Origin of the sequence: Streptomyces sp. NPDC053541, from assembly GCF_044544705.1 — a bacterium.
Taxonomy (GTDB): Bacteria; Actinomycetota; Actinomycetes; order Streptomycetales; family Streptomycetaceae; genus Streptomyces.
On record NZ_JBITXM010000013.1, the window covers coordinates 128,031 to 151,544 of the forward strand.

Annotated in this window: 20 protein-coding genes; 7 read left to right on the top strand and 13 right to left on the bottom strand. The window is 73.1% G+C overall.

What is annotated here, in order from left to right; genetic code table 11:
- Window positions 1-16 precede the first annotated feature (16 nt).
- From pth to ACIGW2_RS31215, 3 genes are all read left to right on the top strand, one after another.
- The gene (pth, locus tag ACIGW2_RS31205; protein WP_361585743.1) at window positions 17-613 is read left to right on the top strand and encodes an aminoacyl-tRNA hydrolase; all 597 of its coding nucleotides are present in this window, start codon (window positions 17-19) and stop codon (window positions 611-613) included.
- A gap of 39 nt (window positions 614-652) precedes the next feature.
- Window positions 653-1,096 (top strand): hypothetical protein, encoded by a 444-nt coding sequence (locus ACIGW2_RS31210; RefSeq protein ID WP_391654617.1) that lies wholly within the window; start codon window positions 653-655, stop codon window positions 1,094-1,096.
- Between the two features lie 136 nt (window positions 1,097-1,232).
- Window positions 1,233-1,973 carry an LPXTG cell wall anchor domain-containing protein gene (locus tag ACIGW2_RS31215; protein ID WP_399847350.1) on the top strand — a complete coding sequence of 247 codons (741 nt, stop codon included), beginning with the start codon at window positions 1,233-1,235 and terminating at the stop codon, window positions 1,971-1,973.
- Between the two features lie 66 nt (window positions 1,974-2,039).
- Here ACIGW2_RS31215 and ppc read toward each other — a convergent pair whose 3' ends face one another.
- On the bottom strand, window positions 2,040-4,769 hold the full coding sequence (ppc, locus tag ACIGW2_RS31220; RefSeq protein ID WP_391654619.1) for a phosphoenolpyruvate carboxylase: 2,730 nt from the start codon (window positions 4,767-4,769) through the stop codon (window positions 2,040-2,042).
- Between the two features lie 227 nt (window positions 4,770-4,996).
- Between ppc and ACIGW2_RS31225 the strand changes: the two genes are divergently transcribed.
- Together ACIGW2_RS31225 and ACIGW2_RS31230 are read left to right on the top strand one after the other, a co-directional pair.
- Window positions 4,997-5,989: an acyl-CoA desaturase gene (locus ACIGW2_RS31225; RefSeq protein ID WP_391654620.1), complete on the top strand. Its 993-nt coding sequence runs from the start codon at window positions 4,997-4,999 to the stop codon at window positions 5,987-5,989.
- Window positions 5,989-6,666 carry a TetR/AcrR family transcriptional regulator gene (locus ACIGW2_RS31230; RefSeq protein ID WP_356064419.1) on the top strand — a complete coding sequence of 226 codons (678 nt, stop codon included), beginning with the start codon at window positions 5,989-5,991 and terminating at the stop codon, window positions 6,664-6,666. The genes ACIGW2_RS31225 and ACIGW2_RS31230 overlap by 1 nt, the downstream gene beginning before the upstream one ends.
- A 96-nt stretch (window positions 6,667-6,762) precedes the next feature.
- On the opposite strand, the gene ACIGW2_RS31235 is transcribed toward ACIGW2_RS31230, so the two are convergent.
- Window positions 6,763-7,596 carry a trans-aconitate 2-methyltransferase gene (locus tag ACIGW2_RS31235; RefSeq protein WP_399847355.1) on the bottom strand — a complete coding sequence of 278 codons (834 nt, stop codon included), beginning with the start codon at window positions 7,594-7,596 and terminating at the stop codon, window positions 6,763-6,765.
- Window positions 7,597-7,773: 177 nt separating this feature from the next.
- On the opposite strand from ACIGW2_RS31235, the gene ACIGW2_RS31240 reads away from it, so the two are divergent.
- Window positions 7,774-8,271, top strand: coding sequence for a MarR family transcriptional regulator (locus ACIGW2_RS31240; RefSeq protein ID WP_356064338.1), 498 nt, complete (start codon window positions 7,774-7,776; stop codon window positions 8,269-8,271).
- Here the strand turns inward: ACIGW2_RS31240 and ACIGW2_RS31245 are convergent.
- From ACIGW2_RS31245 to ACIGW2_RS31285, 9 genes are all read right to left on the bottom strand, one after another.
- The gene (locus ACIGW2_RS31245; protein WP_391654621.1) at window positions 8,230-8,967 is read right to left on the bottom strand and encodes a LuxR C-terminal-related transcriptional regulator; all 738 of its coding nucleotides are present in this window, start codon (window positions 8,965-8,967) and stop codon (window positions 8,230-8,232) included. The two genes, ACIGW2_RS31240 and ACIGW2_RS31245, sit on opposite strands and share 42 nt — an antisense overlap.
- A gap of 239 nt (window positions 8,968-9,206) precedes the next feature.
- A complete protein-coding gene (gene galK, locus ACIGW2_RS31250) occupies window positions 9,207-10,355 on the bottom strand; it encodes a galactokinase (RefSeq protein WP_391654622.1) in 1,149 nt (382 codons plus the stop codon).
- Window positions 10,356-10,364: 9 nt separating this feature from the next.
- Window positions 10,365-11,348, bottom strand: coding sequence for a UDP-glucose 4-epimerase GalE (galE, locus tag ACIGW2_RS31255; protein ID WP_399847358.1), 984 nt, complete (start codon window positions 11,346-11,348; stop codon window positions 10,365-10,367).
- Window positions 11,345-12,391, bottom strand: coding sequence for a galactose-1-phosphate uridylyltransferase (gene galT, locus ACIGW2_RS31260; protein WP_399847581.1), 1,047 nt, complete (start codon window positions 12,389-12,391; stop codon window positions 11,345-11,347). Before galT ends, galE begins: the two co-directional genes overlap by 4 nt.
- A 143-nt stretch (window positions 12,392-12,534) precedes the next feature.
- Window positions 12,535-13,209 (bottom strand): LuxR C-terminal-related transcriptional regulator, encoded by a 675-nt coding sequence (locus ACIGW2_RS31265; RefSeq protein WP_391654624.1) that lies wholly within the window; start codon window positions 13,207-13,209, stop codon window positions 12,535-12,537.
- Window positions 13,210-13,410: 201 nt separating this feature from the next.
- Window positions 13,411-15,222: a PQQ-binding-like beta-propeller repeat protein gene (locus ACIGW2_RS31270; protein ID WP_399847361.1), complete on the bottom strand. Its 1,812-nt coding sequence runs from the start codon at window positions 15,220-15,222 to the stop codon at window positions 13,411-13,413.
- Between the two features lie 94 nt (window positions 15,223-15,316).
- Window positions 15,317-17,122, bottom strand: coding sequence for a PQQ-binding-like beta-propeller repeat protein (locus tag ACIGW2_RS31275; protein ID WP_399847362.1), 1,806 nt, complete (start codon window positions 17,120-17,122; stop codon window positions 15,317-15,319).
- 134 nt (window positions 17,123-17,256) lie between these two features.
- Window positions 17,257-19,077, bottom strand: coding sequence for an ABC-F family ATP-binding cassette domain-containing protein (locus ACIGW2_RS31280; protein ID WP_399847365.1), 1,821 nt, complete (start codon window positions 19,075-19,077; stop codon window positions 17,257-17,259).
- Window positions 19,078-19,142: 65 nt separating this feature from the next.
- The gene (locus tag ACIGW2_RS31285; RefSeq protein WP_399847367.1) at window positions 19,143-20,426 is read right to left on the bottom strand and encodes an acyltransferase; all 1,284 of its coding nucleotides are present in this window, start codon (window positions 20,424-20,426) and stop codon (window positions 19,143-19,145) included.
- A 262-nt stretch (window positions 20,427-20,688) separates the two neighbouring features.
- Between ACIGW2_RS31285 and ACIGW2_RS31290 the strand changes: the two genes are divergently transcribed.
- Complete coding sequence (locus ACIGW2_RS31290) at window positions 20,689-21,702, top strand: SMP-30/gluconolactonase/LRE family protein (RefSeq protein ID WP_399847369.1); 1,014 nt, start codon at window positions 20,689-20,691, stop codon at window positions 21,700-21,702.
- Window positions 21,703-21,709: 7 nt separating this feature from the next.
- On the opposite strand, the gene ACIGW2_RS31295 is transcribed toward ACIGW2_RS31290, so the two are convergent.
- Both ACIGW2_RS31295 and rsmA read right to left on the bottom strand, forming a co-directional pair.
- Entirely contained in the window at window positions 21,710-22,618 is a 909-nt protein-coding gene (locus ACIGW2_RS31295) for a 4-(cytidine 5'-diphospho)-2-C-methyl-D-erythritol kinase (protein WP_361585788.1), read from the bottom strand.
- Window positions 22,615-23,499: a 16S rRNA (adenine(1518)-N(6)/adenine(1519)-N(6))-dimethyltransferase RsmA gene (gene rsmA / locus ACIGW2_RS31300; RefSeq protein WP_391654631.1), complete on the bottom strand. Its 885-nt coding sequence runs from the start codon at window positions 23,497-23,499 to the stop codon at window positions 22,615-22,617. Before rsmA ends, ACIGW2_RS31295 begins: the two co-directional genes overlap by 4 nt.
- Between the last annotated feature and the right edge of the window lie 15 nt (window positions 23,500-23,514).

Genomic DNA, 23,514 nt, shown 5'->3' on the forward strand with positions numbered 1-23,514 from the left:
AGGAGACGAGACGCAGATGACGGACGACGCGAACGCCCCCTGGCTGATCGTCGGCCTCGGCAATCCGGGCCCGGAGTACGCGGGCAACCGGCACAACGTGGGCTTCATGGTGGTGGATCTGCTCGCCGAGCGGATGGGCGGGAAGTTCAAGCGCGCGGGGAAGGCGCAGGCGCAGGTGGTGGAGGGCCGGATCGGTCCGCCCGGGCCGGCGAACCGGCGGGTGGTGCTGGCCAAGCCCATGTCGTACATGAATCTGTCGGGCGGTCCGGTGACGGCGCTGCGGGACTTCTACAAGGTGCCGACGGCGCACGTGGTGGCGGTCCATGACGAGCTGGACATCGACTACGGGGTGCTGCGGCTGAAGATCGGCGGCGGGGACAACGGGCACAACGGTCTGAAGTCGATGACGAAGTCGATGGGTGCGGACTATCACCGGCTGCGGTTCGGGATCGGGCGGCCGCCGGGGCGGATGCAGGTGGCGGACTTCGTGCTGAAGGACTTCTCGTCGACGGAGCGCAAGGAGCTGGACTATTTCGTGGACCGGGCGGCGGACGCGGTGGAGTGCCTGGTGACGGAGGGTCTGGAGCGGGCGCAGTCGGCGTACAACGCGTAGGGTCGGCGCGGCGGGGGTACGACTGTACGATCGCGGGTCATGACGCATGCCCGTAACGCCGCCATGGTCCTCGTCGCCCTGCTCCTCGTCGTCGCGGGGGTGTGGACGTCCTGGCAGACGGCCCAGCACGTGCTGTTGTCGAAGGGCCGGGAGCACGGGACGTTGACGGTGACCGGTTGCAACGAGGAGACGTGCAGCGGGCGTTACGTCTCCGAGGACCCGGCTTCGCGGCACCACACGTTGCGGATCGCGCACTCGGTGGCGGCGGAGAAGGGCGAGACGCTGCCGGTGGTGGTGAAGCCGGGTACGGACGAGGCGGTGCGTACGGGCTGGGGTGGCGGTCTGCACGCGTGGTTGCCGCTGGGCGGTGCGCTGTTGCTGGCGGCGCCGTTGGTCGGGGGCGGGCTGCGGCTGGTGCGGACGGCGTGGTCGGTGGCGGGTGTGGGGGCGGTGTTGTTGCTGGGGGCGTTCTTCGCGCTCTAGTCGTTTTCGGACACCGTGGCCGGTTCCAGCCGAATCGTTATCGCCCCTTGGCTTAAGGGTGACTTAGAGCGATGGATAGGCTGCCCACGCCACCTCCCACACGGCATCCTTCCTCACTTCAGATGGACGACTGCACATGCGACGATCCCTCATTCCCGCCGGCGCGCTCGTCGCGGCCATGGCGGGCTCCCTGGTCCTGGCGCCCAGCGCCTTCGCGACGGGCCCCAAGGACCCGGGTGGCGACAACGGCAACGTGAAGATCCACGATGCCAAGACCGGCGAAGAGCTGCACAAGAACGAGCCGAAGACGTGCGTCTTCTACCTCGACGGCTTCCAGTTCGACGGTGCCCAGAAGGTCACGTGGCACATCGAGGCCTGGGCCAACAACGACCAGGACAAGGGCACCACGGTCAAGGAGGGCAGCCTCGTCCTCGACGGCTCCGGCCACGAGCGCACCGAGGACATGACCCTCCCGGACGGCCAGTACAAGCTGTTCTGGAACTTCGACGACGAGAACGGCCGGGCCAAGCACAAGGTCTTCAAGACCAAGTGCGCGCCGGGCGAGCAGCCCACGCCGTCCGGGACGCCGTCGGGCACCCCCTCCGGCACCCCGTCGGGCACGCCGTCCGGCACCCCCTCGGGCACGCCGAGCACGGGCACGTCGGGCACCCCGGGCGCCACGGACACCCCGTCCGGCACCCCGTCGGCCACCGCCCCGGCCGGCACCGCCAACGGCGGCTCCACGGGCGGTGACTCGGGCAACCTCGCCGAGACCGGTTCCAGCGCCCCCGTCGGCATCATCGCGGGTGTCGCCGTGGCCCTCGCGGCCGCCGGTGCGTTCCTGGTGACGCGCCGCAAGAAGGCGCAGCAGCACTGACGTGGTGACGGTGCCCCCGTCGGAGCCTGGCTCCGGCGGGGGCACCGTCGTGCGTAGGGGACGGGATCAGCCGGTGTTGCGCAGGCCCGCCGCCACGCCGTTGACCGTGAGGAGCAGGGCGCGGGAGAGGAGCGGGTCGGGGTCCTCGCCGCGTTCGGCGGCGGTGCGCTGGCGGGCGAGGAGGGCGACCTGGAGGTAGGAGATCGGGTCCAGGTAGGCGTCGCGGATGGCGAAGGTCTGCTGGAGGACGGGGTTGGAGTCGAGCAGGCGCTCGCCGCCGGTGACCTTGAGGACCTCTTCGACGGTGAGGGCGTGCTCGGCCTCGATGGTGTCGAAGACGTGCTTGAGCCGGTCGGGGACGAGGGTGTCGACGTAGTGGCGGGCGATCCGCAGGTCCGTCTTGGCCAGCGTCATCTCGACGTTGGAGAGGAAGTTGCGGAAGAAGTGCCAGCGTTCGTACATCTCGCCGAGGACGGCGTCGAGGCCGGCCTCGCGCAGGGCCTTGAGGCCGGAGCCGACGCCGAACCAGCCGGGGACGATCTGGCGGGACTGGGTCCAGCCGAAGACCCACGGGATGGCGCGGAGTCCGTCAAGTCCGGCGCCGGAGTCGGGCCGGCGGGAGGGCCGGGAGCCGAGGTGGAGGTCGGCGAGCTGGTCGACGGGGGTGGAGGCGAAGAAGTACGCGGGGAGGTCGGGGTCCTCGACGAGGCGCCGGTAGGCGGAGTGGGCGGCGTCGGAGACGGTGTCCATGGCGGCGTCCCAGCGGGCGAGGGCCTCGTCGGACTGGCGCGGCGCGGTGTGCAGGGCGGAGGCCTGCAGGGTGGCGGCGACGGTCAGTTCGAGGTTCTCGCGGGCGAGGGACGGGATGAGGTACTTGTCGGAGATGACCTCGCCCTGCTCGGTCACCTTGATCTCGCCCTCCAGGGTGCCCCAGGGCTGGGCGAGGATGGCGTCGTGGGAGGGGCCGCCGCCGCGGCCGACGGTGCCGCCGCGGCCGTGGAAGAGGCGGAGCCGTACGCCGTAGCGGTGGGCGACGTCGCGCAGGCGCCGCTGGGCGCGGTGGATCTCCCACTGGCTGGTGGTGATGCCGCCGAACTTGGAGGAGTCGGAGTAGCCGAGCATGACCTCCTGGACGTCGCCGCGGAGCGAGACGAGGCGGCGGTAGGAGGGGTCGGCGAGCATGTCGTTGAGGATGACGTCGGCGGCGCGGAGCTCGTCGGTGGTCTCCAGGAGCGGGACGATGCCGATCTTGGCCCAGCCGGCGTGGAGGTCGATCAGGCCGGCCTCGCGGGCGAGGACGGCGGCGGCGAAGACGTCGTCGGCGCCCTGGCACATGGAGATGATGTAGGACTCGATGACCTCGGGGCCGAAGACGGCGAGGGCCTTCTTGACGGTCTGGAAGACGCCGAGGGTCTTCTCGCCGGCGGCGTCGAGCGGGGCCGGGGTGGGGGCGAGGGGGCGGCGGGAGCGCAGTTCCTTGGCGAGGAGCTTCTGCCGGTAGTCGCGCGGCATGTCGGCGTAGCGCCAGGACTCCTCGCCGAGCCGGTCGAAGAGCTGGCCGAGGGCGTGGTGGTGGGCGTCGGCGTGTTCGCGGACGTCCATGGTGGCGAGCTGGAGGCCGAAGGCGGCGAGGGTGCGGATGGTGCGGTCCATGCGGCCGTCGGCGAAGAGGCCGCCGCGGTGGGCGCGCAGGGAGGTCTGGATGAGGGTGAGGTCGCGGAGGAGTTCGGCGGTGCCGAGGTAGTCGCGGCCGTCCTGGTGGGGGGTGCCCTTGGCGAGGCGTTCGCGGGTGTTGAGGAGCTTCTGGCGGACGCAGGTGACCTTGAGCCGGTAGGGCTCCTCGGCGTTGAGGCGCTTGTAGCGGGGGCTGATCTCGGGGAGGCGTTCCAGGTCGGTCTGGAGGGACTCCAGGAGCTCGTCGGTGGCGCCGGCGTAGCGGATGGAGTTGGAGAGCAGTCCGCGCAGGTAGTCGACGAGTTCGAGGGCGTCGGTGATGCCGTGCTCGTGCTGGAGGATCAGCACGTCCCAGGTGACCTGGGGGGTGACGTTGGGGTTGCCGTCGCGGTCGCCGCCGATCCAGGTGCCGAAGGTGAGGGGGCGGGTGCCGGCGGGGAGCTCGAAGCCGACGCGCTCGAGTTCGGCGGCGAGGTCCTCCAGGACGTCGCCGACGGCGCCCGCGTGCAGCTCGTCGAGGTAGTAGATGGCGTTGCGGGCCTCGTCGGCGGGCTCGGGGCGGACGACGCGGAGCTCGTCGGTCTGCCAGATGAGGTCGATGTTCTCGGCGAGCCGGAGGTCGGTGCGGCGCCGGTCGGCGACGCTCACCGGGGTCTCCAGGAGGGCTCCGATGCGGCGGAGCTTGTTGAGGACGGAGCGGCGGGCGGCCTCGGTGGGGTGGGCGGTGAACACCGGCCGTACGTTGAGGTTCTTGATCGTCTCGCGTACGTGGGCGGGGTCGCCGTCCTTGAGCATGTCGGCGGTGCGGGCGAGGAGGCCGCCCTCGGCGGCGCGCTTCTCGCGGAGTTCGCGGCCGCGGTGGACCTGCTCGGTGACGTTGGCGAGGTGGAAGTAGGTGGAGAACGCGCGTACGAGCTTGGCGGCGGTCTCGAGTTCCGTGCCGCGCAGCAGTTCGGCGGCGGCGTCGCCGTCCTCGCGGGTGAGGCGGCGGACCTTCTCGACGAGGTCGAGGAGGTCCGGTCCTTCCTGGCGGACGAGGGTCTCGCCGAGGAGGTCGCCCAGTCGGCGGATGTCGGAACGCAGCTCGGCGCTGGCGGTGGGGGTCTGGTCGGCACTGCTCACAGGTGCGGCTCCTTGCAGTGTTTGAGCACGTCTGGAGGGGTACTGGAGGCTTGCGGACCGCGCTGTCCGACGCACCCAGGATAGGTGTCCGCGGTCGCGGCGCGGGCGACGCCCCGCCTTTGGCGCTCTTGCCGCGCGCCGAGGCGCTGCCATACTTACGTCGCCGTAGGTTACGGGACCGTAGCCACGGCGTTCCTTTCCTCACCCTCACCCCCCAGGGGACCCCCATGACCACTAGCCCCGAGGTGACCTCGGAGTCGTCGCAGTCCGAGGCGTCCGACACCGCTCAGGCCCTGCCCTCCGCCACGCTGGGCGGGGACAACAAGCGTTCGATCGAGCAGATCACGCTGCTGCTGTTCATCACGGTGCCCTTCCTGGCGCTGGTCGCGGCGGTGCCGCTGGCCTGGGGCTGGGGGGTGAGCTGGCTGGATCTGGGGCTGATGACGGCGATGTACTTCATCGGCTGCCACGGGATCACGATCGGTTTCCACCGCTACTTCACGCACGGCTCGTTCAAGGCGAAGCGGCCGCTGCGGATCGCGCTGGCGATCATGGGGTCGCTGGCGGTGGAGGGGCCGCTGGTGCGGTGGGTGGCGGATCACCGCAAGCACCACCGGTTCTCGGACGCGGAGGGCGACCCGCATTCGCCGTGGCGGTTCGGGGAGACGGTGCCGGCCCTGATGAAGGGGCTGTGGTGGGCGCACATCGGCTGGATGTTCGACGAGGAGCAGACGCCGCAGCACAAGTACGCGCCGGATCTGATCAAGGACCCGGCGATCCGGACGATCTCGCGGCAGTTCGTGCTGTGGACGGTGGTGTCGCTGGCGATTCCGCCGCTGGTGGGCGGTCTGGTGACGTGGTCGTGGTGGGGCGCGTTCACGGCGTTCTTCTGGGGCTCGCTGGTGCGGGTGGCGCTGCTGCACCACGTGACGTGGTCGATCAACTCGATCTGTCACGCGGTGGGCAAGCGTCCGTTCAAGTCGCGGGACCGTTCGGGGAACGTGTGGTGGCTGGCGGTGCTGTCGTGCGGGGAGTCCTGGCACAACCTGCACCACGCGGACCCGACGTCGGCGCGGCACGGGGTGCTGAAGGGGCAGGTGGACTCCAGCGCGCGGCTGATCCGCTGGTTCGAGCGGCTGGGCTGGGCGTATGACGTGCGCTGGCCGGCGCGGGCGCGGATCGACGCCCGGCGCCAGGCCGCGCCCGCCGACGCGGCATGATGGACGACGTGGCGATCGACGGCAGTTCCAGCAGCGGCAGCGAGCAGAAGCCCCGGCGTGGCCGCCGGGTGAGGATGACCGGCGCCGAGCGCCGGGAGCAGCTTCTGGACATCGGCCGGACGCTCTTCGCGGAGAAGGGCTTCGAGGGCACGTCGGTGGAGGAGATCGCGGCGAAGGCCGGGGTGTCCAAGCCGGTGGTGTACGAGCACTTCGGCGGCAAGGAGGGCCTGTACGCGGTCGTGGTGGACCGGGAGATGCGCCAGCTGCTCGACATGGTGACGGGCGCGCTGACGGCGGGCCATCCGCGGGAGCTGCTTGAGCAGGCGGCGTTCGCGCTGCTCGACTACATCGAGCGGTACACGGACGGGTTCCGGATCCTGGTGCGGGATTCGCCGGTGGCCCAGTCGACGGGCACGTTCGCGTCGCTGATCAGCGACATCGCCACGCAGGTCGAGGACATCCTGGGCCTGGAGTTCAAGGCCCGCGGCTTCGACCCGAAGCTCGCCCCGCTGTACGCCCAGGCCCTGGTCGGCAGCGTGGCCCTCACGGGCCAGTGGTGGCTCGACGTCCGCAAACCGAAGAAGGCGGAGGTCGCCGCCCACCTGGTCAACCTGGCCTGGCACGGCCTGGACGGCCTGGAACAGAAACCGCGCCTGATAGGGCACCGGAAGAGCTGAAGGGCCGAGGCCCGCCGGCCCGGTGGTGGGGGCGGGGCGCCGCGCACGGCGCCCCGCCCCCGGCTCATTCCGGGACGCGGGTGACGGTGACCGGCATCAGGCCGCCTTCCGGGCGACGGCGAAGATCCGGCGGAACGGGAAGGCGGTGCCGTGGCGGCCCGGGGGGTAGGCGTCGCGCAGCAGGTCGCGGTACTGGGTCAGGAAGGCCTCGGTGGCCTCGGGGTCCTCGCGCAGGGCGGTGAGGACGGGGCGCAGGGCGGTGCCCTTGACCCAGTCGAGGACGGGGTCCTCGCCGGGGAGCAGCTGGATGTAGGTGGTCTCCCAGACGTCGGTGGCGCAGCCGAGGTCCGCGAGGCGCTGGAGGTAGTCGGCGGAGTCGAGGATGTGGACGTAGCGGCGGCCCTGGTCGCCGAGGCGGTCGCGCCATTCGGGGCGTTCGCACAGTTCGCCGAGCAGGGCGTGGCTGGGCGAGGTGAAGTTGCCGGGGACCTGGAAGGCGAGGGTGCCGCCGGGGCGCAGGCCGTCGATCCAGAGGGGGAAGGACTCGGGGTGGTTGGGCACCCACTGGAGGGCGGCGTTGGAGACGATCAGGTCGTAGGGCTCGTCGGGTGTCCAGTGGGCCGCGTCGGCCTGCCGGAAGTCGAGCCAGCCGCCGCCGGAGGTGGTGCCGGCCCAGTCCTTTCCGGCCCGTTCCAGCATCTCGGGCGAGAGGTCGAAGCCGGTGATGTGCGCGTCGGGCCAGCGGTCGGCGAGGAGGACGGTGACGTTGCCCGGTCCGCAGCCGATGTCGGCGATGCGGGCGGGGCGCCGCTGGTTCGGCAGCTGCGGTATTCGGGCGAGCAGGTCGAGGAACGGCCGGGTGCGGTGGCCCGCGTGCCGCAGGTACTGCTGTGGGTCCCAGGTCGGTGCGGCGGAGTCCACGGAATACATGTTCGAAGCCCCCTTGCAGGAACGAGTGGCCGAAACGGAACGGAGTTCCGGGCCGTCTCTTCCCCATAGTCCAGAAGACTATATCTCGATGTCAAGAGACTTGATATCGAGAGACTTGGCGTCGAGATACTCACTTTCAAGAGACTTTATGTCAACAGACCCTCTACACTGATCGCCATGGAGGACGAGGTCGACCGGTTGGTCGCTGCATGGCGCCGCGAGCGCCCGGACCTCGACGTGGAACCGCTCGAGGTGCTCAGCCGCGTCTCACGCCTGGCCCGCCACCTCGACCGCGCTCGTCGACTCGCCTTCTCCGAGCACCAGCTGGAGCCCTGGGAGTTCGACGTCCTCACCTCGCTGCGCCGGGCCGGCGCGCCCTACCAGCTCTCCCCCGGCCAGCTGCTCACCCAGACCCTGGTCACCTCGGGCACCATGACCAACCGCATCGACCGGCTCGCCAAGAAGGGCCTGGTCGAGCGGCTGCCCGACCCCAGCGACCGGCGCGGCGTGCTGGTCCGGCTGACCCCCGAGGGCCGCGACCGCGCCGACCAGGCGCTGGCCGGACTGCTCGCCCAGGAGCGCGCCATCCTGGCCCGGCTCTCCCGCACCCAGCGCGGCGAACTGGCCGATCTGCTACGCCAGTTGACCGCCCCGTTCGACAACATCCCCGGCTAGCGGCGGCCCGGCCGCCGGCGCCGGGTCCTCCGCCGGGTCCACCCCGGCCCGCCGCGCCAGCGCCACGGCCGCGAGCGTCGAGTGCACGCCCAGCTTCCCCAGCACGTTCTGCATGTGCGTACGGACCGTGTGCGGCGACAGGAACAGGCGCTCCGCGACCGCCTTGCGGCCCAGCCCCGCCACCATGCAGCGCAGCACCTCCCGCTCGCGCGGGGTCAGCGACTCCACCAGCCGCTCGCTCTCGGTCCGGTGCCGACGCGCCTCCGTCAGCTCCCGCAGCACCCCGGTCAGCAGCGCCGGCGGCAGGTGCGTCTCGTCCCTGAGCACGCCCCGCACCACCGCGAGCAGCCGCTGCAGCGAGCTGTCCTTGGCCACCCAGCCCCAGGCCCCGGCCTGCAGCGCGAGCGCCGCCCGCCGGGCGTCGTCCTTCTCGGCGAGCACCACGCCGCGCAGCCCGGGCCGGCCCTCCCGGACCTGCCCGACCAGTTCGATGCCGTCACCGGAGCCCAGGTCGGCGTCCACGAGCATCACGTCGAAGCGCCGCCCCTCCGCGGCCGCCCGGTCCAGACAGCGCAGCGCGGCCGGTCCGCTGCCCGCGGCGGCGACCTCGACATCGGGCTCCGCCGCGAGGGCGGCGGCGAGCGACTCGGCGAAGACCCGGTGGTCGTCCACCACCAGAACCCGGATACGGGCCACGGACACCCCTCATGTGGTCGAGGAACGGCCCCGGCACGGGCACGACGCCGGGAGCGGGCCGCCGACGGCACGGCCGCCGCCGTGCCAGACGCATACCCCCGCCCCGGGCGCCGTACCCGGCGGGTCTCGATACCCCTGAACAGCACCGGCCCCCACCGGCGCTGCGACCAGACTAGGGGCGCCCCCGGCGCCCCGCGGGAAAATCCCGGAACTCCACCCGCACGCGTGCCCGTACGCGCTCAAACGAGCCGGCGCGCCCCGGCCCCCGGCACGACCGGGAAGACCCGCGGCGCGGCGAACCCGGCGCCGAGGAAGGCCTTCGTCACCGCCGCCGCGACCTCCTCCGCGGCCGCCTCGGCCACCAGCACCACCGCGGAGCCGCCGAAGCCGCCGCCGGTCATACGCGCGCCGAGCGCGCCGGCCGCGACCGCCGTCTCGACCGCGAGGTCCAGCTCCGGGCAGGACACCCGCAGGTCGTCCCGGAGCGAGGCGTGGCCCTCGACGAGCAGCGGGCCGACCGCGCGGGGGTCGCCCGCGTCGAGCAGCTCGATGACCCGCGCCACGCGCGCGTTGTCGGTGACCACGTGCCGTACGTACCGGCGCACCGTTTCGTCGGTCAGCCGGCCGAGGGCCTCGGGCAGCTGCTCGGGGTCCACCTCGCGCAGCGCGCGCACCCCGAGCGCCCGCGCGCCCGCCTCGCAGCCGGCGCGCCGCTCCGCGTACGCGCCGTCCCCGAGCGCGTGGCCGACCCGGGTGTCCACGACGAGCAGCCGCAGTCCGTGCGCGGCGAGGTCGAAGGGCACCTGGCGGTACGCGAGGTCGCGGGTGTCCAGGTGGAGCGCGTGGCCCTCGGTCGCGCAGGCCGAGGCCATCTGGTCCATCACCCCGCACGGCACGCCGACGAAGGCGTTCTCGGCGCGCTGGGCGAGCAGCGCGAGTTCCGGGCGGCCGAGGCCGAGGCCGTACAGCTCGTTCAGGGCGAGCGCGGTGACGACCTCCAGGGCCGCCGAGGAGGACAGGCCCGCGCCGGTCGGCACGGTGGACGCCACGTGCACGTCGGCGCCGCCCACCGGATGCCCCGCCGTGCGCAGCGCCCACACCACCCCGGCCGGGTAGGCGGCCCAGCCCTCGACCGCGCCGGGCTCCAGGGCGGCGGGGTCGAGGCGTACCGGATCGCCCGGCACGTCGCGGGAGTGCAGCCGCAGCACGCCGTCGTCCCGGCGGGAGACCGCGGCCACGGTGGTGTGCGGCAGGGCCAGGGGGAGCACGAAGCCCTCGTTGAAGTCGGTGTACTCCCCGATCAGGTTGACCCGCCCCGGCGCGGCCCAGATCCCCTCGGGCCCGGACCCGTACAGCGCGCGGAACTCCGCCGCGACACCCTCGCTCATGCCTCTCCCCTACCCCTGTGCCTGCTCGGACCGTTCGGTGTGCTGCTTCCGGGCGAACGCCCAGGCGTCCTCGACGATGGCCCTGAGGTCCGGCCGGGACGGGGTCCAGCCGAGGCGCTCGCGGGCGGTGGCGGCGGAGGCCACGAGCACGGCCGGGTCGCCGGGCCGGCGGGCTGCCACCACCTCGGGCACCGGGTGGCCGGTGACCTCGCGGACGGTGTCGACGACCTCGCGGACGGAGAAGCCGTTGCCGTTGCCGAGGTTGCAGATCAGGTGCTCGCCGGCGGTCATCGCGTCCAGGGCCCGCAGATGGGCCTCGGCGAGGTCGGCGACGTGGATGTAGTCGCGGACGCAGGTGCCGTCGGGCGTCGGGTAGTCGTCGCCGTGGACGTGGATCGCCTCGCGCCGGCCGAGGGCGACCTGAAGCACCAGCGGGATCAGGTGCGACTCGGGCTCGTGCCGCTCGCCGCAGTCCCCGTACGCGCCGGCCACGTTGAAGTAGCGCAGCGAGACGGCGGCCAGGCCGTGCGCGGCGCACTCGCCGCCGATCATGTGGTCGACGGCCAGCTTGGTCGCCCCGTACGGGCTGGTGGGCGCGGTCGGCGCGGCCTCCGTGACCGGCACGCTCTCCGGCTCGCCGTAGGTCGCGGCGGTGGAGGAGAAGACCAGCTTGCGCACCCCGGCCGCGCGCATGGCGGCGAGCAGCGCCATGGTGCCGCCGACGTTGTTCTCCCAGTACTTCTCGGGCCGGGCGACGGACTCGCCGACCTGCGAGAAGGCGGCGAGGTGCAGCACGCCGTCGTAGCTCGGGTCGAGCCACCGCGCGGCTTCCTGGATCCGGCCCTCGACGAAGGCGGCCCCGGCGGGCACGCCCGCGCGGAAGCCGGTGGACAGGTCGTCGAGGACGGTGACCTCGTGCCCCGCCCGAAGGAGGTGGGCCGCCACCGTGCCGCCCACGTAACCGGCCCCGCCGGTCACCAGGTACCTGCTCACCTGCTCGCCACCTCCCGGAGCCGGTCGGCCGCGGACTCGGGCGACACGTCGTTCATGAACGCTCCCATGCCGGACTCGGTGCCGGCGAGGTACTTCAGCCGGCCGGAGGCCCGCCGGACGGTGAAGAGTTCCAGGTGCAGCGCGAACTCCTCGCGGCCCGCGCCGGTGACCGGGGCCTGGTGCCAGGCCGAGATGTACGGGGTCGGGGGCGCGTCCGGGCCGAAGATCCGGTCGAAGCGGCGCAGCAGCTCCAGGTAGACGGCGGGGAACTCGGCGCGGGCCGCCGGGTCGAGCCCGGTGAGGTCGGCGGTCCGCCGGTGCGGGTGCAGGTGCACCTCGTACGGCCAGCGCGCGGCGTACGGGACGTAGGCCGTCCAGTGCTCGCCGGCGAGCACCACCCGGGGGCCGGCCCGCTCCTCGGCGAGCACGTCCTCGAAGAGGTTGCGGCCGGTGGCGGCGCGGTGGGCGGCGGCGGTGCGGAGCATGGTTGTGGTGCGCGGGGTGACGAAGGGGAAGGCGTACACCTGCCCGTGGGGGTGGGCGAGGGTGACGCCGATCTCGGCGCCGCGGTTCTCGAAGCAGTAGACCTGTGCGACGCCGGGGCGGGCGGACAGTTCGGCGGTGCGGTCGGTCCAGGCGGCCAGGACCAGGGCGGCGCGCTCCTCGCTCAGTTCGGCGAAGGAGGCGTGGTGGTCGGAGGTGAAGCAGACCACTTCGCAGCGCCCGTTGGCGCCGGAGAGGGACGGGAAGCGGTTCTCGAAGACGACGACCTCGTAGTCCGCGGCCGGGATCTCGCTCAGCCAGGCGTCGGTGGTGGGGCAGAGCGGGCAGCTGTCGGCGGGCGGGTGGTAGGTGCGGCCCTGCCGGTGGGAGGCGATGGCGACGTGCTCGCCGAGCAGCGGGTCGTGGCGGACCTCGGAGGCCGAGACCACGGGGTCGAGGTCGCGCCGGTCGACGGCGGCGGCGTGCCCGGAGGCGGCGCCCCCGGTGTCGTAGTAGACGATCTCGCGCCCGTCGGCGAGGCGGGTGGTGGTCTTCTGCACGGCCTTCTTCACGGCGGGCGGCTCCTCAGCCTCTTCCCAACAGAACCACCCACAAAAAACCACAATCAAACATCGGTGGTCAACACCGAGCGCCGGACGACCCGCCGGACCACCGTCCGACCCTCCGTCCGTCCCGTCGTCCGTCACGCCCTCTGGACGGGCACCCGGTCCAGGAGTCCCGTGCGGGCCGCCAGCGCCGCCGCCTCCAGGCGGGAGCCCACGCCCAGCTTCATCAGCACCCGCTGCACATGGGTGCGCGCCGTGCTGGGGGCGATCGCCATGCCCGCCGCGATCACCCGGGTGTCCTCGCCCTCCGCGACCCGGACCAGCACCTCCGCCTCGCGCGGGGTCAGCAGGCGCAGCAGCCGCTGCCCCTCGTCGTCGGGCTGCGCGGTCGGGTTGAGCAGCTCCGCGAAGGCGCCCTGGATCAGCTGCGGGGCCACCGCCGCCTCGCCCGCGCGCGCCTTCACCAGCGCGCGCTCCACGCCCTCGATCCGCTCGTCGTGGCGCACGTACCCGGACGCGCCGGCGGCGAACGCGGCGGCGATCCCGCGCGGCGACGGCACCGGCCCGAGCACCACCACGGCGATCTGCGGGCGCTCGCGCTTGATCCGCACCACCGGGTCGAAGGTGCCCGGTTCGGCGGGCGAGGCCGTGCCGAGCAGACAGACCTCGGGCGCGCGGCTCACCACCAGCTCCGCGGCCCCGGCCACCGGCGCCGCCGCGGCGAGCACCCGGTGCCCGCGCAGCTTCAGCGCCGAGGCCAGCGCCTCCGCGTGCAGTCGGTGGTCGTCGACCACCATGAGCCGTACGCCCATCGTTCGCTCCCCCATCCCCGGGCCGGCCTTCCCCCGGCCACCCTGCCCGGCAAGCTACACACTCCCCCGCCCCGCTTTGCCCCAATCGCGCCGACCCGTGAATCGCCCGGCCGCCGCCCCGGCCCGGGAAACGCCCGTGGGGCCCCTTCACGAGAAGGGGCCCCACGGGGAGCGCGGCACCGGAGGGAGGGTGCGGTCCGGTCAGCCGCCGGTCCGGTAGCCCACCGCCAGGTACTGCTTCCAGCTGGAGGAGGACGAGGACGAGGGCTTGCTGATGTTCGTCCCGGAGATGAACAGGTGCCCGTTCGCGTAGCGGTACTCGGCGCTGGTCGTGCTGAAGCTGGTCTCGGCGTCCCGGACCGTCTTCTCCGACGGGTTCTCCATCAGCAGCGTCGACTGCATGGTGCCGCCGTGGATGGACACGACCTGGCCGCCCTTGTCGTACGGCGGGTACTTGTACGCGATCAGGTCGCCGCCGTCCATGCGGAGCGGCACCAGGGTGTACTTGTCGCCGGCGTCCGCCTTGTTGGGCGTCAGCTGGCCGGTGTTCAGGTCGAAGGCGACGATCTCGTTCGTCTCGTCGCCGTACTCCCCGGAGCTGCCCTCGTGCTCCTCGGTCGCCACGTACAGGCGCCCGTTGCCGACGGCCATCCAGGTGCAGGACTCGACCTTGGTCGAGCGGCAGCGGCCGGCGTAGCGGTCCGCGTCCGCGGAGATCTTCGCCTTCAGCTTGCCGGTCTTCTCGTCGATCGAGAAGAAGTCCGAGATGCCGCTGCCGTCGTCGGCGGTGTCGCCGACCTCGGCCGCGACCACCAGCGGCTTGGTGGACACGATCGAGGCCCACTCGACGCCCTTCGGCATCCGGTACTGCGAGATCGGCGCGCCGCTCATCGGGTCGAGGTTCTGGATGGTGACGGTCGGGTCGTCGTACGGGCCGCACTTGCGGACCGCCACGAGACCGCCCTCGCCGCCGCCGTACCCCAGGTCCTCGCAGTTGTCGGCCTGGGCCTGCGGCTTCCAGCGCGGGTTGCCGTTGGCCAGGTCGAAGGCCGCGCCGCCGTCGCCGCCGCCGGCCGCGACGGTCTGGCCGTGCACGGTGATCTCGCCGAAGGTGACCTTCTTGTCGCCGGCGGTGCCACCGGTGATCGACTTCGTCCACACCAGCTTGCCGGTGGTCAGGTCGACCAGGCCGACCTCGGTGCACGGCTGGAAGTAGCGCGGCGCCGTGCGCTTGGCCGCCTCGAAGAGGATCGGCAGCTTGAAGTCGGGCGTCATGTGGCGCGAGGCGCCGCAGATCTGACCGGTCAGCGGCAGGGTCCACTGGACCGTGCCCTTGTCCAGGTCGTAGCCGACGAGCGACTCGACGCCGGGCTTCACATAGGCCTTGGGGGTGATCCAGGAGCCGGCGACCTCGGTGAGGTCCGGCACCTTCGGCAGCGGAAGCTGGAAGGCCGCGGTCGACTTCGGGTCGGACGGCGCCTTCTCCTTGCCGTTGCCGCCGATGCCGCCCGCACCGCCGGCCGCGCCGCCGTTCTGGCCCGCGCTGGTGCCGCCCGAGCCGCCCTTGGCGGTGTCGTCCTCGTCGCCGCCGCTGTTCGCGTACCAGAGGCCGGCACCGACGATCAGCACCACGGCGACGACCGCCGCGATGATGATCTGCGCCTGCGCGGACAGCTTCTTGCGGCCGCCGGGGCCGGGCACCGGCGCCGGCGCCGGCGCCTGCTGCGGGTACATCGGCTGGGTCGGGTAGCCGTACGGCTGCGCGGGCTGCCCCTGCGGCTGCGGGGGCTGCTGCGGCGGATAGCCGTACGAGCCGTACGCCTGCTCCTGCGGGGCCTGTGGGGGCTGCGGGGGCGCCTGCGGCGCGGGGGGCTGCTGCGGATAGCCGTACGGGGGCTGCGCCGGCGGGGGCGTGGGGGCCCCGAAGCCTCCGTGCGGGGGCTCCTGCGGCGCGCCGAAGCCGCCCGGCGGCGGCCCCGGGGGCTGGTTCGGCGGAGGGGGCGGCTGGGTCATGGCTGGGGACACCTCGGTCGGGTCGGGAAGCGGGCGGCGGGGCGGGACGTGCGGGGGTCCGCCCGGCGGGCTGCGCCGGACGGACCCCGGGGCGTCACTTGGCGTACGCCATCATCGTCTTGGTCTCCTTCTCCTCCTCGTCGTTGGAGGCGGAGACCCGGCCGGCCGCGATCACGAACGTGCCGTTGGAGTAGGCGTATCCGGCGCTGTAGAAGGAGCTCTCGACGGTGGAGACCGCCGCCTGGTGCTGGAGCAGCACCTTCGGCGCGCCGCCGGTCGGCGCGATCGCCGCGACCGCGCCGCCCGCGTCGTAGCGCGGGCCGACGTAGACGAGGACGTCCGACCCCTCCATGCGCAGCGGGGTCATCTGCTGCTCACCGGGGGCCTTGGAGCGCCACTTCGCCTTGCCGGTGTTCAGGTCGAAGGCGATGACCTCGTTGGGCGTGCCGTACTCGGTGTCGGTCGCCATGTAGAAGGTGTTCGCGTCGGCGGCGACACCGGTGCAGCCCTGCAGGTTCTTGCCGAAGACGACGAAGCTGCCGCCGCAGCGCGGGGCGAACTTGTCGGTGCCGCCCTGGATCTGCGAGCGCTCCTTGCCGTTCGCGGTCAGGGAGAAGATCGCCCACTTCTTCTGCTCGCGCTGGGTCGCGGAGACGACCAGCGGGTCCACCGAGTAGACCTTGTCGACCTCCCAGGTCGGCTGGAGCCGGAAGGTCCACTTGTTCTTGCCCGTGGTGGGGTCGACCTCGCTGATCTCGTGCTGTTCCTTGTTCACGTCGCCCGTGCGGCACTCGGAGGCGGCGATCAGCTTGCTGCCGCCCGCGTAGGCGTAGGGCTTGCAGCCGGTGGTGGGACCGGTGAAGAGCTGGCGGCCGTCGGTGAGCGAGAAGCCGTAGGCGGAGCTGGAGCCCGCGGCGGTCACCGTGTTGCCGCTGATGGTGAGGGTGTTGTCGGAGAAGGCGAAGAGACCGGTCGGCTTGGGGACGGACTTCTTCCAGCCCGCCTTGCCGGTGTTGAGGTCGACCTGCTGCATCTCCAGGCACTTGGCGCGGTCGCCGTCGCTGTCCTGGTAGCCGAAGACCATGAGGCCGTTGGCGGACGGCTGCGGCGGGGCGGCGCACAGCTTGTGCGGCACGTCGATGTGCCACTTGCTGGAGCCGTCGGACAGGCTGTAGCCGTCGATGCCCTTGTACATCGCCTTGACGACGGTGTCGCCGATGATCCACGGGCCGTAGACGTCGGCGCCGTTGCGCGGCAGGTCGACGTTGTTCTTCAGCAGCCAGGCGATCTTGGCCTCGCCGTCCTTGCGGCCGGCGTTGAGGTCCTCGGGGCCGCCGTTCTCGCCGTCGCCGCTGCCGTCGCCCTTGTCCACGGACTCGGTCGGCTTGGGGCCGTTGGTGGCGGACTGGGTCGGCTGGGCGACCGGGTCCTCCTCGCCGTCGCCGCTGAACGCGAACCAGGCGCCGAGGCCGATGACGAGGGCCGCGGCGACGGAGGCCGCCACGATGATGCCGGGCTTGCCCTTGAAGGGGTTCTTGCCGCCGCCACCGGGCCCCGGGGGCACCGGGTTCGCCGGGTAGCCGCCGTACGGACCGGGCTGCTGGCCGTACGGACCGGGCTGCTGACCGTAGGGGCCGGGCTGCTGCGGGTACCCGTACGGGCCGGGTGCCTGCTGCGGGGCCTGCTGCGGGTAGCCGTACGGGCCCGGCTGCTGCGGGGCCTGCTGGGGGTACCCGTAGGGGCCGGGCTGCGCGGCGGGCTGGGCCGGAGCGGTGGGCGGGGCGGTCGGCGGTGCCGGCGGGGCCTGCGGAGGCATCGGCGGGACCGGGGGCACGTTGCCCTGGTTCGGGTCCGGAGCGCCGAAGCCCCCCGGCGGCTGGTTGCTGGGCGGCTGGGTCATCAGCGCTTCCCCCTTGATGTGAGCGGGTTTTCTTTCTACCACTCACGGGATGGCGCAAAAGTGACCGGTCCGTCCCTTGTTCCCAAGGGAGGACCGGTCCGTGATGCCGCCGTTACGCGTCCTCTACGACATCTCTACGCGTCTTCGGCCAGTTCCAGCCAACGCATCTCCAACTCCTCGCGTTCACCCGCGAGTTCCCGGAGCTCCGTGTCCAGTTTGGCCACCTTCTCGAAGTCCGTGGCGTTTTCGGCGATCTGGGCGTGCAGCTTGCTCTCCTTCTCGGAGATCTTGTCGAGCTGCCGCTCGACCTTCTGCAGCTCCTTCTTCGCGGCGCGCCCCTCTTTGGAAGACACAGTGGCGGCCGAGACCCCCGGCTTCGCGCCCGCGGCCGGCGCGGCCGGCGCCGGGGTCGCGGCCTCGATCATCCGCTGCCGCCGCTCCAGGTACTCGTCGATGCCGCGCGGCAGCATCCGCAGGGTCTTGTCGCCGAGCAGCGCGAAGGTGCGGTCGGTGGTGCGCTCGATGAAGAAGCGGTCGTGGGAGATGACGACCATCGAGCCGGGCCAGCCGTCGAGCAGGTCCTCCAGCTGGGTCAGGGTCTCGATGTCGAGGTCGTTGGTGGGCTCGTCGAGGAAGAGCACGTTGGGCTCGTCCATCAGCAGCCGGAGCAGCTGGAGCCGGCGCCGCTCACCACCGGACAGGTCGCCGACCGGGGTCCACTGCTTCTCCTTGCCGAAGCCGAACTGCTCGCACAGCTGGCCCGCGGTCATCTCGCGGCCCTTGCCGAGGTCGACGCGGTCCCGGACCTGCTGCACGGCCTCCAGGACCCGCAGCTCGCCGGGGAGTTCGGTGACGTCCTGCGAGAGGTAGGCGAGCCGCACGGTCTTGCCGACCACGATCCGGCCGGCGGCCGGCTGCTTCTCGCCCTCGGAGACGGCTGCCTCGGCGAGCGCCCGCAGCAGCGAGGTCTTGCCGGCGCCGTTGACGCCCACCAGGCCGATCCGGTCGCCCGGGCCGAGCTGCCAGGTGAGGTGCTGGAGCAGCACCTTCGGGCCGGCGGTGACGGTCACGTCCTCCAGGTCGAAGACGGTCTTGCCGAGCCGGGCGTTGGCGAACTTCATCAGCTCGCTGCTGTCCCGGGGCTCCGGCACGTCCGCGATGAGCGCGTTGGCCGCCTCGATGCGGAAGCGCGGCTTGGAGGTGCGGGCCGGGGCGCCGCGGCGCAGCCAGGCCAGCTCCTTGCGGACCAGGTTCTGCCGCTTGGCCTCCTCGGTCGCGGCGATCCGCTGGCGCTCGGCGCGCGCGAAGACGTAGTCGGAGTAGCCGCCCTCGTACTCGTACACGCTGCCGCGCTGCACGTCCCACATGCGGGTGCAGACCTGGTCGAGGAACCAGCGGTCGTGGGTGACGCAGACGAGGGCGGAGCGCCGCTCGCGCAGGTGCTGGGCGAGCCAGGCGATGCCCTCGACGTCGAGGTGGTTGGTGGGCTCGTCGAGGACGATCAGGTCCTGCTCCTCGATGAGCAGCTTGGCCAGCGCGATGCGCCGGCGCTCGCCGCCGGAGAGCGGTCCGATGACGGTGTCGAGGCCGTGCTCGAAGCCCGGCAGGTCGAGTCCGCCGAACAGGCCGGTGAGCACGTCGCGGATCTTGGCGCTGCCGGCCCACTCGTGGTCGGCCATGACGCCGATGACCTCGTGCCGGATGGTGGCCTTCGGATCGAGCGAGTCGTGCTGGGTGAGCACGCCGAGCCGCAGCCCGCCGCTGTGGGTGACCCGGCCGGTGTCGGCCTCCTCCAGCTTGGCCAGCATCCGGATGAGGGTGGTCTTGCCGTCGCCGTTGCGCCCGACGACGCCGATCCGGTCCCCTTCGGAGACGCCGAGGGAGACCCCGTCGAGCAGCGCACGGGTGCCGTACACCTTGCTGACGGACTCGACATTGACCAGGTTGACGGCCATTTCACTCCTGTACGGGGCTTGCGATCGACGTCCCAGGGTACGTCCCCGGGCGCCGCTCCCGCGTCCTACGTCCGGCCCGCCCGCTCCACCAGGAACCAGCCCGCGAGCGCCATGGCGACGGCGGCCGGGGCGGTGACGCGCAGGGCGATCAGGGTGGCGGTGTGGCCCTCCAGGAGGCCGCCGAGACCGGTGAGGGAGAGGCCGAGGACGCCGAGCAGGGCGAGGGTGATGCCGAGGGCGGCGAGCGGGCCCCCGCTGCCGGTCGACGGCGCGGCCGGCACCGGCTGCTCGAAGCGGCGGAAGACGGCCACGAGGAGCGCGGTGAGCAGGGCGGCCGCGGCGAGCCGCAGCGGCACCTGGGCCCACCAGGCGCCGGTCGCGGGCTCGGGCAGGCGGGCGCCGAGGGCGAGCAGCCCGCCGTACACGCCGAGCATCGCGGTCAGGTGCCAGAGGAAGGCGGTCATCGCGACTCCGTTCGCGGCGACCACCGCGCGCCAGACCCGGGCGCGGGCCGTGAGGCGGGTGCCGGGGCCCTTCAGGAGCTCGACCGCGCCGACCAGCCACAGGCCGTGGCAGAGCAGGGCGAGGGTGGGCGGGGCCATGTTGGAGATCTTCTCGCCGGGCATGCCGACCATGGACAGCGGATACGGGCCGAGGGCCACGAGCAGCCCGGCGCCGGCGAGGCCGGCCGCGGCGAGCAGGCCCGGGCGGCGGATCATGCCGTCGGCGCGCAGGAAGCCGAGCTGGTGGACCGCCAGCCAGACCAGGGCGAAGTTCAGGAACTCGACGTAGGGCACGCCGGCCGCGAAGCGCAGCACGTCGACCAGGACGGCGCCGGCCACCAGGGCGCCGAACGCGCCCCAGCCGTAGCGCCCGTGGGCCTTCAGGAGCGGCGGGGTGAGGGCGACCATGGCGAGGTAGATGCCGATGAACCAGAGCGGCTGGGTGACGAGCCGCAGCGCCGTCCCGGTCAGTCCGCCGTCCGCGCCGAGCAGTTGGACGGCGAGCGCGAGGGCGCCCCAGACGCCGATGAAGACCACGGTGGGCCGCAGCAGGCGCTGCAGCCGGGCCCGCAGGAAGGCGGCGTAGCGGGGGCGGGAGCGGTGGGCGAGGGCGTGCGAGAAGCCGCCCACGAAGAAGAAGACCGGCATCACCTGGAGCACCCAGGTGAGCGCCTGGAGGCCGGGCACGACGGCGAGCAGGTTGCCGACCTGTCCGTCGGCGGTGACGGCGGCCATCAGCCAGTGGCCGAGGACGACGACCCCGAGCGAGGCGACCCGCAGCAGGTCGACGTAGCGGTCGCGGCTCGCGGGCGTGGCGGCGGCGAGTTCCCGAGCACTGATTCCCATACGGGCACGGTGCCGGGCGGGCCGGGGGCGCCGGGAGCGCTCGGATACTCAACTCGCGCATGAGTACGAGCAGGAGCGGGCGGGCCGGGCCGTCACAGGGGCCCTGCCGGGGGTGCGGGGCGGGGCCGGCGGGGAGCGGGGGCCGGGCCCGGATGGCGGGAGCGCGGTCCGCCGCGCGGGCGACCCCACGGCCCGGGCTGCCGGGCCCGGCGCGGCGGCGCCGCATCGTCGTCTCGTGTCCCACCCCCACGAGGAGAACCCCATGGCACAGCTGCCCCGTCCCTCCCGCGCGGCCCGGCTCGCCGCCGCCGTCGCGACCGCCGCCGCCCTCGCCGTGCTCGGCGCGGGCCCCGCGGTCTCCGCCGTCGGCGACCCCACGGTGACCGACCCGCGCTTCCTCGCCCACTTCACCGGCCAGGGCCAGACGCCGGAGAACATCGCGCTCGAACCCGACGGCTCGGCCGACATCACCTTCGCCTTCGCCCACCAGGTCGCCCGGGTCGCCAAGAACGGCGACACGACGGTCCTCGCGGAGCTCCCCGCGGTGGCGAACCCGAACACCCCGGTCGGCGCCGCGATCGCCCTCGGCATCGCCCGCGCCCACGACGGCACCCTCTACGTCGCCTACGCCACCGGCGAGGCGAACACCCACGGCATCTGGCGGATCGCCCCCGGCGGCCGCACCGCCGAGCGGCTGGTGGCCCTGCCCGTCGACACGTTCCCCAACGGTATGGCCATCGACAAGGAGTGCGACACCCTCTACGTGGCCGACTCCTCGCGCGGCGCGGTCTGGAGCGTCGCCCTGAACACCGGCGACCCCGCCCCGAAGGCCACCGTGTGGGCCTCCGGCGACGCCCTCGATCCGACGCCCCAGCTGCCCTTCGGCGCCAACGGCCTCAAGGTGCACAACGGTGCCGTGTGGGTGTCCAACACCGCGCAGGGCAGCCTGCTGCGCATCCCGTTCGGCCCCGGCCCCGACCGGGCCGCCGGCCCCGTCGAGAAGCGGGCGACCGGACTCGGCGCCATCGACGACTTCGCCTTCACCGGCCACGGCGACACCGTCCTCGCCGCGCTGATCCAGGCGAACGCGCTGGAGCTGGTGCGCCCCGACGGCAGCCATACGACGGTGCTCACCGCCGCCGACGGGCTCGACAACCCGACCTCGGTGGCCGTGCACGCCAAGACCGTCTACGTGAACAGCGCGGCCTACTTCAACACGGCCCCGGACCGGGACCCGAACCTGCTGCTCGCCCGGATCTCCAAGAACAAGCTGTAACGAGCCCTCACGAGGGCAGGACGGTCGCCCCGGCCGCCGGGGAGGTCGCCACCCGGGCCGTCCGGCAGGTGCCGGAGGCGGTCAGCGCGGCGGCGACCGACGCGGCGGCCTCCTCGTCCTTCACCAGGAACGCCGTGGTCGGGCCCGAGCCGGAGACCAGGGCCGCGAGGGCGCCCGCCGCCGTGCCGGCCGCCAGGGTCGCCGCCAGCGAGGGCCGCAGCGACAGCGCGGCCGGCTGGAGGTCGTTGGCGAGGGCGCCGGCGAGCGCGGCGGTGTCCCCGGTGCGCAGGGCGTCCAGGAGGACCGGCGAGGCGGCCGGCTCCGGCACGGCCACGCCCTCGTTCAGACGGTCGAACTCGCCGTACACCGCCGGCGTCGACAGGCCGCCGTCGGCGACCGCGAACACCCAGTGGAAGGCGCCGCCGACCGGCAGCTCCGTCAGCCGCTCGCCCCGGCCGACCCCGAGCGCGGCGCCGCCGACCAGGCTGAACGGCACGTCGGAGCCCAGCTCGGCGCAGAGGTCGAGCAGCTCGGCGCGCGGGGTGTCCAGGCCCCACAGCGCGTCGCAGGCGAGCAGCGCGCCCGCGCCGTCCGCGCTGCCGCCGGCCATGCCGCCGGCGACCGGGATGTCCTTGGCGATGTGCAGGTGCACGTCCGGGGCGATGCCGTGGCGGGCGGCGAGCAGCTCGGCGGCCCGCGCGGCCAGGTTGGTGCGGTCGAGCGGCACCTTGTCGGCGTCCGGGCCCTCGCAGGTGACGGTCAGGGTCTCGGCGGGCGTCGCGGTGACCTCGTCGTACAGCGACACGGCGAGGAAGACGTTGGCCAGGTCGTGGAAGCCGTCGGGCCGGGCGCCGCCGACCGCGAGCTGCACGTTGACCTTGGCGGGGACGCGCACGGTCACGGACGGGACGGTCATGCCTGCGCCTCCGGCTTGTTCTCGGCGATCCGGGCGAACTCCTCGACGGTCAGCGCCTCGCCCCGCGCCTGCGGCGAGATCCCGGCCTTGACCAGGGCCTCCTCGGCGGCGGCCGGGGAGCCGGCCCAGCTCGCGAGCGCGGCCCGCAGGGTCTTGCGGCGCTGGGCGAAGGCCGCGTCGACGACCGCGAAGACCTCGGACTTGGCGGCGGTCGTGGCGATCGGCTCGGTGCGCCGGACGAGCGAGACCAGGCCGGAGTCGACGTTGGGCGCGGGCCAGAAGACGTTGCGGCCGATCGCGCCGGCCCGCTTGACCTCCGCGTACCAGTTGGCCTTGACGGAGGGCACCCCGTACACCTTGTTGCCCGGCCGGGCGGCCAGCCGGTCGGCGACCTCGGCCTGGACCATGACGAGGGTCCGCTCGATGGTCGGGAAGCGGTCCAGCATGTGCAGCAGGACGGGCACGGCCACGTTGTACGGCAGGTTGGCGACGAGCGCGGTCGGCGCCGGGCCGGGGAGTTCCTGGACGTGCATCGCGTCGGAGTGGACCAGCGCGAAGCGGTCCTTCCGCTCCGGCATGCGGGCCGCGATCGTCGACGGCAGCGCGGCGGCGAGGACGTCGTCGATCTCGACGGCCGTCACCCGGTCCGCGGCCTCCAGGAGCGCGAGGGTGAGCGAGCCGAGACCGGGCCCGACCTCGACGACGACGTCGTCGGGGCGCACCTCGGCCGTGCGGACGATCCGCCGCACGGTGTTGGCGTCGATGACGAAGTTCTGGCCCTTCTGCTTCGTGGGGCGCACGCCGAGGGCGGCGGCCAGCTCACGGATGTCGGCGGGGCCGAGGAGGGCGTCGGGGCCGTCGGGGCCGGTGGTGGTGCTCACCGGTACAGCGTACGG